17 protein-coding genes are annotated in these 16,909 nt (G+C 59.8%); all 17 read right to left on the bottom strand.

The features are described 5' to 3' along the window. Nucleotides 1-42: 42 nt before the first annotated feature. Nucleotides 43-1,011 (bottom strand): flagellar motor switch protein FliM, encoded by a 969-nt coding sequence (gene fliM, locus PSCI_RS17570; RefSeq protein ID WP_045489451.1) that lies wholly within the window; start codon nucleotides 1,009-1,011, stop codon nucleotides 43-45. Nucleotides 1,012-1,022: 11 nt separating this feature from the next. After that, entirely contained in the window at nucleotides 1,023-1,520 is a 498-nt protein-coding gene (gene fliL, locus PSCI_RS17565) for a flagellar basal body-associated protein FliL (RefSeq protein WP_045489448.1), read from the bottom strand. 129 nt (nucleotides 1,521-1,649) lie between these two features. Next, nucleotides 1,650-3,050, bottom strand: coding sequence for a flagellar hook-length control protein FliK (locus PSCI_RS17560; RefSeq protein ID WP_045489445.1), 1,401 nt, complete (start codon nucleotides 3,048-3,050; stop codon nucleotides 1,650-1,652). 87 nt (nucleotides 3,051-3,137) lie between these two features. Continuing rightward, nucleotides 3,138-3,464 carry an Hpt domain-containing protein gene (locus PSCI_RS17555; RefSeq protein ID WP_045494511.1) on the bottom strand — a complete coding sequence of 109 codons (327 nt, stop codon included), beginning with the start codon at nucleotides 3,462-3,464 and terminating at the stop codon, nucleotides 3,138-3,140. A gap of 66 nt (nucleotides 3,465-3,530) precedes the next feature. Beyond that, a complete protein-coding gene (locus PSCI_RS17550) occupies nucleotides 3,531-5,258 on the bottom strand; it encodes an ATP-binding SpoIIE family protein phosphatase (RefSeq protein ID WP_045489442.1) in 1,728 nt (575 codons plus the stop codon). 3 nt (nucleotides 5,259-5,261) lie between these two features. Continuing rightward, nucleotides 5,262-5,564 (bottom strand): STAS domain-containing protein, encoded by a 303-nt coding sequence (locus tag PSCI_RS17545; RefSeq protein ID WP_045489440.1) that lies wholly within the window; start codon nucleotides 5,562-5,564, stop codon nucleotides 5,262-5,264. A 54-nt stretch (nucleotides 5,565-5,618) separates the two neighbouring features. Then, nucleotides 5,619-6,065 (bottom strand): flagellar export protein FliJ, encoded by a 447-nt coding sequence (gene fliJ, locus PSCI_RS17540; protein ID WP_045489438.1) that lies wholly within the window; start codon nucleotides 6,063-6,065, stop codon nucleotides 5,619-5,621. Between the two features lie 6 nt (nucleotides 6,066-6,071). Next, entirely contained in the window at nucleotides 6,072-7,430 is a 1,359-nt protein-coding gene (gene fliI, locus PSCI_RS17535) for a flagellar protein export ATPase FliI (protein WP_045489436.1), read from the bottom strand. Beyond that, nucleotides 7,420-8,265, bottom strand: a complete 846-nt coding sequence (gene fliH / locus PSCI_RS17530) for a flagellar assembly protein FliH (RefSeq protein WP_045489433.1) — start codon at nucleotides 8,263-8,265, stop codon at nucleotides 7,420-7,422. Before fliH ends, fliI begins: the two co-directional genes overlap by 11 nt. Nucleotides 8,266-8,268: 3 nt before the next feature. After that, a complete protein-coding gene (fliG, locus tag PSCI_RS17525; RefSeq protein ID WP_045489430.1) occupies nucleotides 8,269-9,285 on the bottom strand; it encodes a flagellar motor switch protein FliG in 1,017 nt (338 codons plus the stop codon). Continuing rightward, nucleotides 9,278-11,062, bottom strand: a complete 1,785-nt coding sequence (gene fliF / locus PSCI_RS17520) for a flagellar basal-body MS-ring/collar protein FliF (RefSeq protein WP_045489428.1) — start codon at nucleotides 11,060-11,062, stop codon at nucleotides 9,278-9,280. Before fliF ends, fliG begins: the two co-directional genes overlap by 8 nt. A gap of 15 nt (nucleotides 11,063-11,077) precedes the next feature. Continuing rightward, nucleotides 11,078-11,407, bottom strand: coding sequence for a flagellar hook-basal body complex protein FliE (gene fliE, locus PSCI_RS17515; protein WP_045494508.1), 330 nt, complete (start codon nucleotides 11,405-11,407; stop codon nucleotides 11,078-11,080). 244 nt (nucleotides 11,408-11,651) lie between these two features. Further along, nucleotides 11,652-13,049, bottom strand: coding sequence for a sigma-54-dependent transcriptional regulator (locus PSCI_RS17510; protein ID WP_045489426.1), 1,398 nt, complete (start codon nucleotides 13,047-13,049; stop codon nucleotides 11,652-11,654). Beyond that, nucleotides 13,049-14,260 (bottom strand): sensor histidine kinase, encoded by a 1,212-nt coding sequence (locus PSCI_RS17505; protein ID WP_045489423.1) that lies wholly within the window; start codon nucleotides 14,258-14,260, stop codon nucleotides 13,049-13,051. Before PSCI_RS17505 ends, PSCI_RS17510 begins: the two co-directional genes overlap by 1 nt. Nucleotides 14,261-14,452: 192 nt before the next feature. Further along, complete coding sequence (gene fleQ, locus PSCI_RS17500; protein WP_045489420.1) at nucleotides 14,453-15,928, bottom strand: transcriptional regulator FleQ; 1,476 nt, start codon at nucleotides 15,926-15,928, stop codon at nucleotides 14,453-14,455. Between the two features lie 171 nt (nucleotides 15,929-16,099). Then, complete coding sequence (locus tag PSCI_RS17495) at nucleotides 16,100-16,396, bottom strand: flagellar protein FliT (RefSeq protein ID WP_045489418.1); 297 nt, start codon at nucleotides 16,394-16,396, stop codon at nucleotides 16,100-16,102. Nucleotides 16,397-16,418: 22 nt separating this feature from the next. Continuing rightward, a complete protein-coding gene (gene fliS, locus PSCI_RS17490) occupies nucleotides 16,419-16,808 on the bottom strand; it encodes a flagellar export chaperone FliS (RefSeq protein WP_045489416.1) in 390 nt (129 codons plus the stop codon). Nucleotides 16,809-16,909 lie beyond the last annotated feature (101 nt).

Below are 16,909 nucleotides of genomic sequence, written 5' to 3'. Positions count from 1 at the left end.
CAGTAATTCAATTACGCAATTGGGTTGTGGCGCGACGGTCTGTCAACGCCGCTCTATCGGTTCGATAACCTGCAAGGCCAGATTGCCCTTGTGCGAACCGAGCTTGACCTTGAATGACGGCACACCGTTGGCGCGCATGACCAGCGCCTCGGGCAGCTCGACAGGAATCACATCGCCAGGCTGCATGTGCAGGATGTCGCGCAACTGCAACTGACGCTGCGCAACCGTAGTCGTCAGCGGGACCGATACATCCAGCACGTCCTCCTTGAGTGCCTTGATCCAGCGCTCATCCTGATCATCCAGATCAGACTGAAAGCCGGCATCAAGCATCTCGCGGATCGGCTCGATCATCGAATAAGGCATGGTCACGTGCAGGTCGCCGCCACCGCCATCGAGTTCGATATGGAAGGTCGAGATCACGACGGCTTCACTGGGCCCGACGATGTTGGCCATGGCCGGGTTCACTTCCGAGTTGATGTACTCGAAATTGACCTCCATGATTGCCTGCCAGGCCTCCTTGAGGTCGATAAATACCTGATCGAGCACCATACGCACCACACGCAGTTCGGTCGGCGTGAACTCACGCCCCTCGATCTTGGCATGGCGCCCGTCACCGCCAAAGAAGTTGTCCACCAGCTTGAACACCAGCTTGGCGTCAAGAATGAACAAGGCAGTGCCGCGCAGCGGCTTGATCTTGGCCAGGTTGAGGCTGGTGGGCACATACAACGAATGCACGTACTCACCGAACTTCATTACCTGTACGCCACCCACCGCAACATCCGCCGAGCGGCGCAGCAGATTGAACATGCTGATGCGGGTGTAACGGGCGAACCGCTCGTTGATCATTTCCAGGGTCGGCATGCGACCCCGGACGATCCGGTCCTGGCTGGTCAGGTCATAACTTTTGACGCTGCCAGGCTCGACTGCGTTATCGGTCTGGACCATTCCATCGTCCACGCCGTGCAGCAGCGCGTCGATCTCATCCTGGGACAGCAGGTCTTGCACGGCCATGTCCTGGAGTCCTACTGCAATACGAAGTTGGTGAAGAGCAGCTGCTCAATCACAGTCTTGCCCAGCTCTTTTTGAGCGACTTCCTGAATGCTGGCCGTGGCTTTCTGGCGCAACATTTCCTGGCCGATCGGCGATGACAGCGATTCGAACGGGATACCGGCGAACAGCATGACCAGATTATTGCGAATGGTCGGCATATGCACTTTCAGTGCTTCCATGTCGGCAGGATTACGCGCGAGCATGGTGATACTGGCCTGCATATAGCGCTGGCGCCCATTGACATTGAAGTTGACCACAAAGGCCGGCGTCATGGCTTCAAATACCGCTGGCTGCTTGACATTCGCCGCTGCAGCCGCCGCTGCCGGATCAGGCTTAGGCTCGGATTTGTGCATGAGAAACCAGGTCGCGCCTGCCGACAAGCCTACCGCCAGCAACAGGGCAACAACGCCGATAATGATGAGCTTGAGTTTACTTTTCGAGCCGGGCTCTTTAACTGCGTCACTCGCCATGCCAATAATCCGTCAGTATTCAAGGGGTTCGTTGATACGTAACAGAGTTTGAGCAAGTGTTATGCCAGAGTGGCGAGCACAGCAAAGGAAAGCGCGCACTGAGCAATTTCAGGCGCGCTTTTTTGCGGATCAGGCGTAGTAATCGATTTCGCTGCTACCCACAATCCGCTGGGCAGGCTGAGACACTGCAGCAACCGCTGCCGGCGCCACTTCATCCTCAACTTCATCCTGCGCCATAGACCCTCGCCCGCCACGCTGCGCGCGACTGGCCTGCTCCTGCGCCTGCTGCTGGGCTTGTTGCTGTGACTGGTCAGAGACATTGACGTCAACCTGACCCAGGCCCTGCTGACTGAACGACTCACGCAGGCGCGCGACCTGGCTCTCCAATGCATCGCGCACGCCCAGATGCGCACTGGCAAAGGTCACCTGGGTCTGTTGATCCGGCGCCATATTGACACGGATGTCCAGACGCCCCAGCTCCGCAGGCTCAAGCTTGATCTCTGCCGACTTGAGATTCTGACTCGACAGGTACATGACCCGATCGACAATACCCTCGGTCCAGCCACTCTGATGCATGGCCAACGGCTGACCCAATGGCGAAGCCACCGGCGCAGTCACCGGCCGCGCCGGCTGGGCGGCCTGACTCAACGCGGCAAGACGTTCGGCAAAGTTATCGACCCGGGTATCACCGGCAGCGCTCTTTACATCCTTAAGCCCATCACCGAGCACCGCAGTAAAAGACTGATCACTGCTCTCGGTAGAACCATCCTGAGCTGCCGGGTCACCATTAAGGCTCGCCAGATTATTGACAACGTTCTGCGCCCGAGTGTCGTCGGCGTTGAGGTCCGGATTCGCCTGAGCCTGCCCGGCCTGATTAGTCGCCACCGGCGCAGCCGCACGACTCTTGCCGCCTGCACTTTCAAGCGCAAACTGCAAGGCATGCAGACCGTCAAGCGGGTCAGCCTCCGGATTGAACGCCTCTTCCACAGCAGCAGAAGTTGCCGCAGGCGCCGCTGCCAGCGGCGACGCTGCGAGCTGGGACTGCTGCAGGCCATCAATGGCCGCATCTGCCGACACCGGAGCGTCAACCGCGACCTCAACCGGAATCTGAATCAGCGTCGGCAGCCCCACCAGTTGCTCGACAGCCTCGGACGGATCGGCACTCTGATCATCAGCATCAGCGGTCTGACCCTTGGCCTGGACTGGCAACGAATTGCCGCTTCCGGCAACCTGATCAGGCTCACTCTTGGCCTTGTCTGCCGTATCCGGCTTGTCTTTGCCGACCGCAGCAGGCTTGTCTTTGGTTGCGACCGCCTTGTCTTTATCGGCAGCGGGCTTGTCCCGAGCAGGCCTGGCCGGTATATCGCGCTCGACGGCAGGCTTGTCGCGAGACTGCTGCGCATAGACATCAGAGAAGCTGGAGGCGTCAGCCTTGCTGGTTTCGGCAGGCTTGAACGAATTACTGACGGCACCGGTCTTGGCCGGAGCCGCTACATTCGCCTGGGGGAACACATCTGGAGCAAGGGGCATCGGGATCTCCACATAAAGCAGCACAATGCTATTGCATTAGCAAAATGCAGGCCAAACTAACAAGGGAGATAGCAAGCAGAGCAATACTCAGGTCTGAGCAACCAGCACTTGTCGCTCGGCATTGAACACTTGGCGAATGGCCTGATACTCGCTGTCGATCAGGCTGACAAGCTCTTCAAGGCCATCGAGCGCCTGACGCCGGGCCTGCTCTTCGAGCTGACGACACAATTCAGACAAGCGCAGAGCGCCCATATTGCTGCTGCTGCCCTTGAAGCTGTGCGCCGCCAGGCCCAGTTCCGTCAGATCAGGCGATGTACCGCCGGCCAGGTTGCGCGCCGCCTGACGAAGCAATGCCAGGCGCTGCTCGGAGTCGCTCAGGAAGACGTCGATGAGCGTCAGATACTCGTCTTCCATGACCTCTTGCAAGGTATTCAATACCGCGTAGTCAATCTGTACGAACGACACTTGCTCACTCCTTGATCAAGACCCCGAAGGCAAGTATGCCATCGCCCCCCAGACAAATTCCACATGCACCGTACAACCATCGGCGGACCATCGCGCATCCCGGCACAACGAGCGAATCAGGCGCAGCCCGCGACCGTGCAGGCCCGCATCATCCGGCAGCCTGGCCAGCACCGCCTGGACGTCGAAACCTTGGCCACTGTCCTGCATGCAAATCTGCAACCTGCCGCCTTGCGCAGCAGAACAAAGCACCAACTCCAGGCGGATGAACCCGTTTTGCAGCTCAGCCAGACGCTTGGCGCGCGCCTCGTAATACCGGGCAAAACCGGCCGCATCCTGTTTGAGGGTGGAATCCAGCCCGAGAACGCCATGCTCCAACGCATTGCTGTAAAGCTCGGTGAGCACGCTGTAAATCGTGGCCGCCTGCTCACGCAAGCCGCGCTGCTCCAGCAGCAGTTGCAGCACGCCAGGCAGCGGATTACTCGCTTTGAGGGTCGCAGCGCGAAACTCGAAGGCCACCGACCAGTCCACCGGCTCCGCCAGACCACTGTCGGACCAGCCCTGAGTCAATGCAGTGGCCGGCAGCGCCCCATGCCCGGCACTGATTTCCAGCATGCTGACATCGTCACGGGCACGGCCGCCAAAATCGTTGAGCGCCTGGAGAATCTCCTGAATCAGCATCTCGGGCTCGCGATTGGCAGCCAGGACTTCGCACAGGCGTTGCGAGCCAAACAGCTGATCCTGAGCATCCCGGGTGTCGATCACTCCATCAGACAACAGAAAGATCCGGTCCCCGGCCCCCAACGGGTGAACCTCGGTATGCGCCTCGAACGCCTTGGGTGACAACACGCCCAGCGGCAGGTGCCGGGACTGCAACGGGACAAACCCGGCGTTGTCGGCGCGCAGCAGATAACCGTCAGGCAACCCGCCATTCCATAGCTCGACCTGCTGCTGACCGGCATCGATGCACAACAGCGCGGCGCAACAAAACATGTCTACCGGCAGGATACGTTTGAGCTTGCCGTTCATCTCCCGCAGGATTTCCGCCAGCTCGTAGCCTTTGGCGGTCATCCCGTAGAACACCTCGGCCAGCGGCATGGCACCTACTGCTGCCGGCAAACCATGCCCGGTGAAGTCGCCGAGAAACACATGCATGTGCCCGGCCGGTGTATAGGCCGCCAGCATCAGGTCGCCATTGAACAGCGCATAAGGCGACTGCAGATAACGGATACACGATGCGTCAAGACAGCCGGAATGCGCCACCTGGTCAAATACCGCCTTGGCCACCCGCTGTTCGTTGAGTAAATGTTCACGATGACTGGCAATCAGGTCGCGCTGGCGCAGCACAGTATCCTGCAGTTGCCGCAGTCGATTCATGGCATTGATCTTGGCGGCCAGCACCAGAGGATTGAAGGGCTTCGCCAGAAAGTCGTCACCGCCGGCATCCAGGCATCGGGCCAGCGCCTCCCCCTCGGTCAGAGAGGTCAGAAAGATGATTGGCACCAGCGCCTGACCGGCCATCTGCTTGATCTGACGGGCGGCCTCGAAGCCGTCCATGACCGGCATCAGGGCATCCATCAGTACCAACTGCGGCTGGTGATCGCGATACAGCTGCACAGCCTCCTGACCATTGGCAGCGACCAGCGGCTGGTGCCCCTGCCGACTGATCAGGGTCGATAACAGCAGCCTGTCACTGGCACTGTCATCAGCAATCAGCACCCGCAGCTCTTGCCCCACAGACTGCAAGACTTAACCTAGCGTAAACAGTTTGGAGAAATTGGAGATGGTCAGGATCTTGACCACGTCGCTGCTGCAGTTGATCAGCCGTACCTGCGCATGGTCGCCACCGGCATGGTCGCGCAACAACAGCAGCATGCCCAGCGCCGAGCTGTCCAGATAGTGAGTGCCGCGCAGGTCCACGACATAATCCAGCTCGCCGGAAAAAGCTTCATAAGCGGCACGAAAATCCTGATGGCAGGAGAAGTCGAACCTCCCCTCGATAAACAGCGTGACTTGCCGACCGTCTGGCGAGAGACCGCAAGTGACTGTCATAACCCACTCCTGCGCTGCATCAATGATAAGACACAGACTAGACCATGATCGGCGCTACATCTCGTGACGCGGCAAGCGCTGAGACAGCTCATCGAGCAGTTTCTGCTCACGCTTGTCTTCCAGCGCCCGCGCCTCATCAATGTAGCGCTGCACCAGCTTGCGCAACCCTTCGACCCGCGCATAGGCCTGCTGCCAGACGCCGCGCGCCCGATCCAGGTTGGCTTGATGCCAGGCGAGGCTCTTGCGCTGCTGGCCGATCGCAGTTTCAAGCTGATTGAGAAAGCGCTGGTAGTTCATCAGCCACTGACCTGAAACACCATGGTTGCCCTTGTCGATCCATTGCTGCTGATAGTTGAGGCGAAACTGCTCCAGCTCCTCAAGCTTGCTGTGCGCCAGATTGACCTGCCCCTGGGCATGCCCAAGGCGCTGCGCCGCGGTTCGCTCTGCCGACTCGGCCATTTCCACAACCGGCGCCAGGCGCGCCGCACGACTCTGTGCCATGGCTCATCAACCGCCCGGTGCCGGACCGAACACCGCCGCCAAAGCACCCTCACTGTCCTGCATGCTGAAGCTTTCGGTCAGGCCCTGGCGCTGAAAGCGCACCAGTGCCGGCTGCAACTGAATCGCCAGGTCGGTTTCCCGGTCACCGCCGGCCACATAAGCACCGACGCTGATCAAGTCACGGGTCTGCTGATAACGGGACCACAACTGCTTGAAGTATTGCGCGCGCATCATATGGTCAGGGCTGACCACCGCCGGCATGACCCGGCTGATGGAGGCCTCGATATCGATGGCCGGGTAGTGCCCCTCTTCGGCCAGGCGCCGTGACAGCACAATATGCCCGTCCAGCACGCCACGGGCCGAGTCGGCAATCGGGTCCTGCTGATCATCACCCTCAGACAGCACGGTATAGAACGCGGTAATCGAACCACCACCGGCCTCGGCATTACCGGCACGCTCCACCAGTTTGGGCAAACGGGCAAACACCGATGGCGGGTAGCCCTTGGTCGCAGGCGGCTCGCCAATGGCGAGAGCGATTTCACGCTGGGCCTGGGCAAAACGGGTCAATGAATCCATCAGCAGCAGCACGTTCTTGCCCCGATCGCGGAAGTATTCCGCGATACGGGTGCAATACATCGCCGCCCGCAAACGCATCAACGGTGCATCATCGGCGGGTGAGGCCACCACCACAGAACGCTTGAGCCCCTCTTCGCCAAGGATGTGCTCGATGAATTCCTTCACCTCCCGACCCCGTTCACCGATCAGCCCGACCACAATGATGTCGGCCTCAGTAAAGCGGGTCATCATGCCGAGCAACACACTCTTGCCCACCCCGGTACCGGCGAACAGCCCCAGCCGCTGACCACGCCCTACCGTCAACAAACCGTTGATGCAGCGAATGCCCACATCCAGCGGCCGACTGATCGGGTCACGCTTGAGCGGGTTGATGGTCGGGCCGTCCATCGGCACCCAGTCTTCAGCCTTGACCGGCGGGCGACCGTCGAGCGGGCGACCGGCACCGTCAAGCACCCGACCCAGCATGCTCATGCCCATGGGCAGCCGGCCAGTGTCAGCCAGCGGCACGACCCGCGCACCTGGCGCAATACCGACCACACTGCCCACCGGCATCAGGAACACTTTGCCACCGGCAAAACCCATGACTTCGGCATCCACCTGGACCGGATGGTGACTGTCGTCGTTGATGACCACACAGCGGCTGCCCATCGCTGCGCGCAAACCTTCAGCTTCCAGGGTCAGGCCGACCATGCGCAGCAGACGGCCTTCAACCACGGGCTGAGTCGGCAGGTCGATGGCGCTGGCGTAACCGCCCAGGCGCTTGGCGAAACTCAGGCGTTCAAGGCGCATGGCCCGGCTCTTCGTCCGCCGCCAGCGAGTCAGCGCCGACCGGCTGCTCGGGGATATCACTGCTGCGCGGCACTTCAACATCAGGCAGTTCGATGCTCAGATCAGGCGCTGCCGGATGCGCGACCTGTTCATGCATCTGATCGTACAGGCGGGCAATCGCCTGACTGATCCGGGTCTCGACACTGGCATCGATCCGGCTGTGCTCGGTTTCAATGCGGCAGCCACCGGGCATCAGCGCGTCATCTTCAAGAATCTTCCAATTCTCTTCATGACGCTCGCGCAGCAGCTTGACCACGGAAAAGTCCTGCGGATTGACAAAAATGCGCAGATTATTGGCGCCCATCGGCAGCAGTTTCAACGCTTCGCGCAACACATGGGCGATTTGCTGCGAGTCGGTTTGCAGTTCGCGCTGAATGACCTGGCGGGCGATATGCTCGACCAAATGGACCAGCGACTTCTCAATCTGGGTGTCTTGCTCGGCGATAGGGTCGAGCAACTGGCTCATCAACAGTTCAAGGCTGTCGAGCTTGGCCGCCAGAGCCACTTCAGCCTCTTGGCGAACCTTGATCCGGGTACTATGAAAACCTTCTTTTTCGCCGGTAGCGAAGCCTTCGTTCCAGGCCTCCTGGCGAATGCTTTCCAGCTCTTCAAGCGTCAGTGGCTGGACTTCCTCCAGCGGCACCTCTTCCATCTCCAGCGGTTCAGGCTCAGGCTCCGGTTCCGGCTCGGGCTCCACATAGGGGTCAAAGCTGGGCAAGGCCCAGACATCTGCGTCACGAACATCCTTGGCGCGAATCAGATCACTGGGTAACGAATCTTTTACAGAGCTGGACATGGCTTAGATCATTTCCTCGCCACCTTTGCCACCCAGCACAATCTCGCCAGCTTCGGCCATTCGGCGGGCGATGGTGAGGATTTCCTTCTGCGCGGTCTCCACATCGCTGACCCGCACCGGCCCTTTGGCCTCCAGGTCGTCGCGCAGCAGCTCGGCAGCACGCTTGGACATGTTCTTGAAGACCTTCTCCTTGATTGCCTCGTCGGCACCCTTGAGCGCCAGCACCAGCACATCGGAAGACACTTCGCGAAGCAGTGCCTGAATGCCGCGGTCGTCGACGTCGGCCAGGTTGTTGAAGACAAACATAAGGTCTTCGATCTGCGTCGACAGGTCTTCGTCGACCTCGCGGATCGAATCCATGAGCGCGCCTTCGATGGAGCTGTCGAGGAAGTTCATGATGTCCGCAGCACGCTTGATGCCGCCCAGCGTGGTCCGGGAGGTATTGGCATTGCCGGAGAACTGCTTCTCGAGAATCTGGTTGAGTTCCTTGAGTGCCGCCGGCTGCACCGTGTTGAGCGACGACACCCGCAGGATGATATCCAGACGCACTTTATGATCGAAGTGGCCAAGCACCTCACCCGCCTGGTCAGCGTCCAGATACGCCACCACGATGGCCTGAATCTGCGGGTGCTCGTAACGAATGACGTCGGCCACCGCACGCGGCTCCATCCACTTGAGGCTGTCCAGACCGCTGGTGTTGCCACCGAGCAGGATGCGGTCGATCAGGCCGTTGGCCTTGTCTTCGCCCAGCGCCTGGGTCAGCATCTTGCGAATGTAGCCATCGGAGCCAACGCCGAGACTGGTCTGATCGCCGACCGTGTCGACGAACTCGCTCATCACCTCTTCGACCTGCTCGCGGTGCACATTGCGCATTTGCGCCATGGCCACGCCGACTTTCTGCACTTCTTTGGGCCCCATATGCCGCAACACCTGGGCGGCATCGGTTTCGCCCAGCGACAGCAACAGAACTGCGGCCTTTTCGACCTGGGTCAACTTGACAGCCACGGCGCGGTCATTCATCAGCGTTAATCCACTCTTTTACGACCTGAGCCACACGACCCGGGTCTTCGGCCACCAAGCCCTTGATTGCATTCAACTGCGCGTCATAGCCCTCGGTCGGGCTAGGCAGCAGGATGCTCTGCGGACCACCCAGGCTGACCCGGTCGTTCGACAGTTCGCCATCCAGACCGCCCATGCCACCGAGTTCGGCATCGCCACCAAAGCCGCCCAACTCCTTGCTCTTGGGGTTGGTGATGTTGCTCAGTACCGGGCGCAGCACACCAAACACCAGGATCAGGATGAAAATCACCCCGGCAGCCTGCTTGATAATGTCCCAGAACCACGGCTGGGTGTAGAACGGAATATCCGGCAGTACTTCGCCGCGCTCACTGGAGAACGGTACGTTGATCACACTGACGCTGTCGCCGCGGCTGGCGTCGTAGCCCACTGCGTCCTGCACCAGACGGGTAAAGCGGGCCAGGTCGGCAGCGCTCCAGGGCGCCCGGGTGACTTCACCGTTGGCCGGGTTGGTCTTGACCATGTCATCGACCACCACCGCGACCGACAACCGGGTAACCCGACCGGCCTGCTGCTTGGTGTGGCTGATGGAGCGGTCGAGCTCGAAGTTCTTGGTCGACTGCGAACGCTTGTCGGTCGGGAACGGCGCCAGCGCCGGCTGACCGGTGGCGGGGTCCATGACCTGCTGACCATTGGCATCAAGCAGCGGCTGACCCGCCGCAATCGCAGGCGCGGCACCGCCGGCACCGGCTGCCGCATTTTGCGGTGCCGTGGCAGGACCTGGCGGCTGGTTGCTCAGCGCACCAGGCACACCTTGCGGGCCAGTGCTGCTGGAGCGCTGCTCATTGACCGACTGCTCGCTGCGCAGGGCCGGCTGGTCCGGATTGAAGCTTTCCGAGGTAGACTCCACCGCACTGAAATCAACCATGGCCGAGACCTCGGCCTTGTAGCGATCACTGCCCAGCACCGGCTGCAGGATATTCTGCACCCGCTGGGTCAGCATGCTCTCCATGCGCCGGGTGTAGTCGAACTGCTTGCCGGCCATGGTCAGCTCAGAGTTCTCGGCCTGATCGGACAACAGGTTGCCTTTCTGGTCGACCACCGTCACCTGTGATTTGGACAGCTCAGGGACGCTGGTGGCGACCAGATTGACGATCGCGGCGACCTGACCGGCTTCCAGCGCACGGCCCGGATACAGTTCGACCAATACCGAAGCGGTCGGCTTACGGTCGTCACGGACAAACACCGAGCTTTTCGGAATTGCCAGGTGAACACGGGCCGCCTTGACGTTGTTCAGCGAGGAAATGGTTCGCGCCAGCTCACCCTCTAGACCACGCCGATAGCGGGTCGCTTCCATGAACTGGCTGGTACCCAGCCCCTGATCCTTATCAAGAATCTCAAAGCCGATATTGGCATCGGTCTGGCTGACGCCGGCCTGGGCCAGCTGAATACGGGCACGTTGCAGATCATCGGCCTTGACCAGCAGAGCACCGGAATTGGGCTCGACGGTGTAAGGAATATTGGCCGCCCCCAGGGTGTCCATCACCTGCTTGCTGTCCAGACCCGCCAGGCTGCCATACAGCGGCCGGTAGTCGGGTTGCTGAGACCAGAGCACAACGGCAAAACCGATGGCCACGCTGGCTGCCAGACCGACCATGAGGCCGACCTGACGAAGCATGGTCATTTCGGAAAGATTTTCCAGAAAAGCAAAGCCGAACAGCGGCTTCTTGTCCGGGTTACCCGCCCGCGCTGGGACAGAATCAGATGCTGCTTCGGCCATGACTCAGTACGTCCCTTAAACCGGCATCTGCATGATGTCTTGGTAGGCCTGCACCAGCTTGTTGCGCACCTGGGTCAAGGCCTGGAAGGACACGCTGGCCTTCTGCGAGGAAATCATCACATCCGTCAGGTCCACGCCGCTTTTGCCCATTTCGAACGCATTGGACAACTGACTGGAGGCTGCCTGGGTATCGGCCACCTTGTTGATCGCCTGCCCCAGCAGGTCGGCAAAGTTACTGCCAGCGACCTCAGGCACATTGCCGACCGGCTTGGACGCCGCCATGGCATCCATCTGCATGGCCCGCATATCCAACATCAAGCGATTAAATTCAACACCTTGGCTCATGGACATTATCTCTCGTGAGGCCCGCATTTTTTTGACACTGCAACAGCGATACTCAAGTCGTAGCAACAAGAGTGCCAGCTAATATGCAGGCAAATAGCCACCTAGAAGCTTTATTGCATCAAAACAGTGTTCGGAATGAGCGACACCGCCCAATGCCGTGCATAGTGCCACGGCGATATTGCACTGTATCGACAATTTGACCTGGATCACATAAACATCAAACAAAACCGATAAAAAACCATTCTCACGAAGCGTACAGATAAGCCTCGACATCCATCCCCGCGTCACGCATCTGCGCCAGCTTGTAACGCAAGGTACGCGGGCTGATACCCAGCCGCTCGGCAGCCTCTTTGCGCCGCCCACGCTCACTGCGCAACGTGTCGATGATCAACTGGAATTCACGACGGCGCAGGTCTTCGCCCAGCGCACCGACCGCCTCGGCGCCCGCTGACAAATCAGCGCCCACCACCGGCAAAGCGCCAGCAGGTGCAGGCGGCTCGGCAGCGAAGGTCACTGGCCCGACCAGGCAGAAATCGCGCGCCTGAATCAGCCCGCCCTGCTGCAGAATCAGTGCACGCTGCAACGCGTTGTCCAGTTCACGTACATTGCCTGGCCAGGCGTATGCCACCAGACAAGCGCGCGCCTCCTCAGAGAGCCGCACCGGCGCGTGCTTCATTTTTTTGACATGCTTGCTCAGCAAGCGCTCGGCCAACGGCAGAATATCGGCAGTTCGCTGACGCAACGGTTGCCAGGCCAGCGGGAACACCGACAGACGATAGAACAGGTCTTCGCGAAACCGCCCGGCCGCCACTTCACCGGCCAGATCACGGTTGGTCGTCGCCAACACCCGAATATCCAGGCTGATCGGCTTACGCGCCCCGACCCGTTCAACTTCGCGCTCCTGCAATACCCGTAGCAGCTTGGCTTGCAGCCCCATAGGCATTTCGGAAATTTCATCGAGCAAAATGGTGCCGCCTTCGGCCAGCTCGAACTTGCCCGCCTGGGCCGCGATGGCCCCGGTAAACGAACCCTTTTCGTGCCCGAACAGCGTGGCTTCGAGCATATTGTCCGGAATGGCCGCACAGTTGATGGCAATGAAGGGTTTCGCAGCGCGCGGTGACTGCAAATGAATGAAGCGCGCCAGCACCTCTTTACCGGTGCCCGACTCGCCCGAGATCAGCACCGTAGAGTCACTTCTCGCCACCCTGGCAGCCAGTTCCAGCAGTTGCTGACTGGCAGGCTCGATGGCCACCGGACCGTCATGCTCGGCAGGACCAATACTGCCCAGCGCATGCTTTGCCACCAGTGCCAGCAACGCCCCCGGTTCAAAGGGCTTGACCAGATAATCCACTGCGCCCTGACGCATGGCGTCCACAGCACGCTCCACAGCGCCATGGGCGGTCATCAACAGCACCGGCAGGTGCGGATGCCGCTCGCGCAACGCGGCGAGCAACTGGTGGCCATCCATACCCGGCATGTTCACATCACTGACCACCAGGCTAAATACATCCTGCGCAACCGCTCTGAGCGCATCTTCAGCACTGGCTACCGCACGGTATTGATGACCTGCCAGTTCCAGCGTGTCGGCCAGCGCCTCGCGCAGCGCACGATCATCCTCGACCAGCAATACCTTGCCCGCCATCAAACTTCTCCCTGAGCGCCGCCGGGAATCAGCGGCAGACTAACAATGGCGCACGTACCGCGCCCGACTCTGGAGCGATAATCAACGCGGCCCTGATGAGCCCGTGCCACAGCAAAAACCACCGCCAGGCCCAGACCGGTGCCGGTGGTCTTGGTGGTGTAGAACGGCTCGCCAATCCGCGCCAGCGCCGCCGCATCCATACCCGCACCACAATCACTGATGCACAAGCGCAGCATGTCACCCCTACGGTAGAGGTGGATCTTCAACTGCGCGGTGCTGCCACTGGCCTGCACCGCGTTCTCGATCAGATTAAGCAAGGCACCGACCAGTGTGTCGCGATTGCACAGCAACTCACCCGGCACCGGATCGCACTGCCAGCGCACCGCAACCTCACTCACATGGGTCTGCGCCGCCGCCTGCAAGGCCTGGAACAGCGCGGCAGGCGGCAGGCGATCATTCAGCGGCAACTCACCGCGAGCGAACACCAACATGTCCCGCACCTGGTGCTCCAGCTCATGCAACCGCTCCTTGAGACGCCCGGCGAAACGCTGCTGAGTCTCGACCGGCAACGCCTGTTCACTCAGGTGGCTGGCATAGATCATGGCCGCTGACAACGGCGTACGAATCTGATGCGCCAGCGAAGCGACCATGCGCCCCAGCGACGACAAACGCTCATGACGCGCCAACTGGTCCTGCAAGCGCCGGGTCTCTGTCAGGTCGGTAAGCAACACCAGTTGGCCAGGTTCAGCGTCCAGCGAACGGGTGGCAATCGACAAGCGTCGGCCGTCCTTCAGCGAGACCTCATGCCCGTCGTCACTACGCGGCGCAAAGCAGCGGCTAATCACCTGACGCCACAACTCCCCTTCCAGCGGCTGGCCCAAGAGCTCGACAGCCGCCGGGTTGGCTTCGCATACCACCCCACTGCCATCAATGACGATCACCCCACCTGGCAGCAGATCCAGCAAATTCTGCAAGCGGTTGGCCAGACGCTCTTTTTCCGCCAGCTCCTGCATCCGCTGCACACCGGCTTCGGCCAACTCGCCCTTGAGCTCGTTGACCCGCGATTCGAGCAGCCCGTAGGAGTCAGTCAACTGTGAGGACATTTGATTGAACAGCGCAAAAGCCTGTTCCAGCCCCTGACGGCTCTCCAGCTCCGGCGACAACGCCGACTGAACAGAAAGATCGGTAGAAACGTGCAAGGCCTGAGGCATCGAATTCTCTCTCGCAGGGCGAACCGTCATTAAACGGCTTGTTGAAAAGAGACTTAGCAATCACCGTGCCTAACCCGCTGGAAAACCCTGACAAGACCGGTGCAGCGGCGAAAGCCCCAGGCTTTTCAGGCGCATAAAAAACAAAACCTCCGCATTGGCGGAGGTTTTGGTCAACGCCTGGACAGCCAAGCGTCAATCATCTGCCTGTTCGTCACCATCGCGGCGACTCATGCCATATTTACGCATTTTCTCGACCAGCGTGGTACGCCGGATCCGCAGCCGCTCGGCAGCACGCGCCACGATACCGTTGGCATCATCCAGCGCCTGCTGGATCAAGCCCTGCTCCAGACCACCCAGGTAGTCTTTCAGATCCAGCCCTTCGGGCGGCAACATGGCAGTGGAAGTGAAGTTCGGCGTGGTGGAATTGATCGCCACCCGCTCTTCCAGATCGCTGCGCAGACTGTCGACCATCTGCTCGTCTTCATCATCGACATAGCGGAATTTCTTCGGCAACTCCGACACCCCGATCACACCATAGGGATGCATGATCGCCATCCGCTCGACCAGGTTGGCCAGCTCACGAACGTTACCCGGCCAGCCATGGCGACACAGCGACATGATCGCCGCCGAGTTAAAGCGGATCGAGCCGCGCTTCTCGTGCTCCATCCGCGAAATCAGCTCATTCATCAGCAGCGGAATATCTTCGACACGCTCGCGCAGTGGCGCCATCTCGATCGGGAACACGTTCAGACGGTAGTACAGGTCCTCGCGGAACGCACCGGTCTCGATCATGCTCTCAAGATTCTTGTGCGTCGCCGCAATAATGCGCACGTCGATACTTTGAGTCTTGTTGCTGCCGACCCGCTCGAAGGTGCGCTCCTGAAGCACGCGCAGCAGCTTGACCTGCATCGGCAACGGCATATCGCCAATTTCATCGAGGAACAGCGTACCGCCATTGGCGAGCTCGAAGCGCCCGGCACGGCTGGTGATCGCCCCGGTGAACGCACCCTTCTCATGACCGAACAACTCGCTCTCAAGCAATTCGGCAGGAATCGCCCCGCAATTGACCGGCACGAAAGGCGCGTCACGGCGCTTGGAATGGTAATGCAGGTTGCGTGCGACCACTTCCTTGCCGGTGCCGGACTCACCCAGGATCAACACACTGGCGTCGGTATCGGCGACCTGCTGCATCATCTGCCGGACATGCTGAATCGCGCGGCTGGTGCCCACCAGGCTGCGAAACAGGTTCGGCTCACGATGACGGCCACGCTCACGGGCCTGGTCGTACATCTCGCGATAGACCTGCGCACGGTGCAAGGCGTCCAGCAGCTTGCTGTAGCTAGGCGGCATTTCCAGAGTCGACAGCACCCGGCGGCGCAGGTCTTCTGGCAGCTCTACAGGGGCGTGCTCACCAAAAAGCAACACGGGAAGGAACTCATCCCATGCAGCGATGGTCTTAAGAAGTCCCTGCAAGCTCCCAGCAGCGCTGACACTGCCAATAAGTACGCAAAGTACTTCCCGGGTAGAGCCAAGAGAGCCAACCACCTGCTGCCAGTCCTGACTGGAACAGGAAATGTTCTCTTCGCCGAGAAAATTGAGAATGACCGCCAGATCACGGCGGCGCTGGCTATCGTCATCGATCAGCAGGATTTTGATTTCACGCCACATGCAATAGCAACTTCCCTAGTCAACTCTTTAACCTGCCCGCAGGCAAGCCGCTTGGCATCTCAGCCACTTCTTAATACTGATCTGACGCCAGAAAACGAAAAACATCACTAGTTAAGTCAAAAAAACGGACACAGTCAAATTTATGGCGTGTTTTGTGTCCGACAATCCAACTCAGCCGAACAAATGGTATACCTTCGTAGCGTTTTTGGCTCGCTGAATCTCTGACATCTCATCGACGATTGCCTGACGCTCGCCGACCGCGACGTCAATCAACTGCCGGTAGACCCCGAGCAACTCCTCAAGTTTGCCGCGCAACTTCTCATCATCGGGCGCTGCGTGCTCTACCACAGTCTCGACACACTCACGACAAGCCAGATCGAGTTGGGTAATCGCCTCCCAGTTACGCACAGCCAGAGCCTCAAGCAGCGCTTCCTGGGTTTCTTCGATACGTTGCAATGCAGCACTCATGGGAATAACTCCTGAAAGCAGATCAGTTGATCGTGCCGATGGCGTCCCAGCCTTCTTTTACAGTGATCAGCAGACCTGCTACCTCATCAAGCATTTTCTGGTCATTCTTGATGTTAGCCTCGGCCAGACGCTTCATCATGTAGTGATAAAGGTTGTCCTGATTGCGCAATGCATCAGTGGCGTAATTATCCAGATCCAGCCCCTCACGCAGCCCGCCAATGATGGCGATGGCCTTGCCGATCAATACTCCTTTGTTGCCCACATCCTTGCGCGCCATTGCACCCTTGGCTTGGGCAATCCGGTCCAGGCCGCCCTCCATCAGCATTTGTACCAAACGGTGAGGACTGGCTTCGGACGTCTGGGCATGAGAGCCGATTTTCTGGTATTGACGCAACGCTAGCATAGGATTCATGAGAGACCTCGCGGGCAAGACAAACTTTGTATATTCAAGCTATCGACGCGCGCTCGATAAACTTTAGGCCATAAGGCAAAAACCCGGCACACGGCCGGGTA

Origin of the sequence: Pseudomonas sp. StFLB209 (genome assembly GCF_000829415.1) — a bacterium.
Classification (GTDB): Bacteria; Pseudomonadota; Gammaproteobacteria; order Pseudomonadales; family Pseudomonadaceae; genus Aquipseudomonas.
Note: the sequence above shows the minus strand (reverse complement) of the source record. Positions and strands in the feature narration are given on the sequence as shown.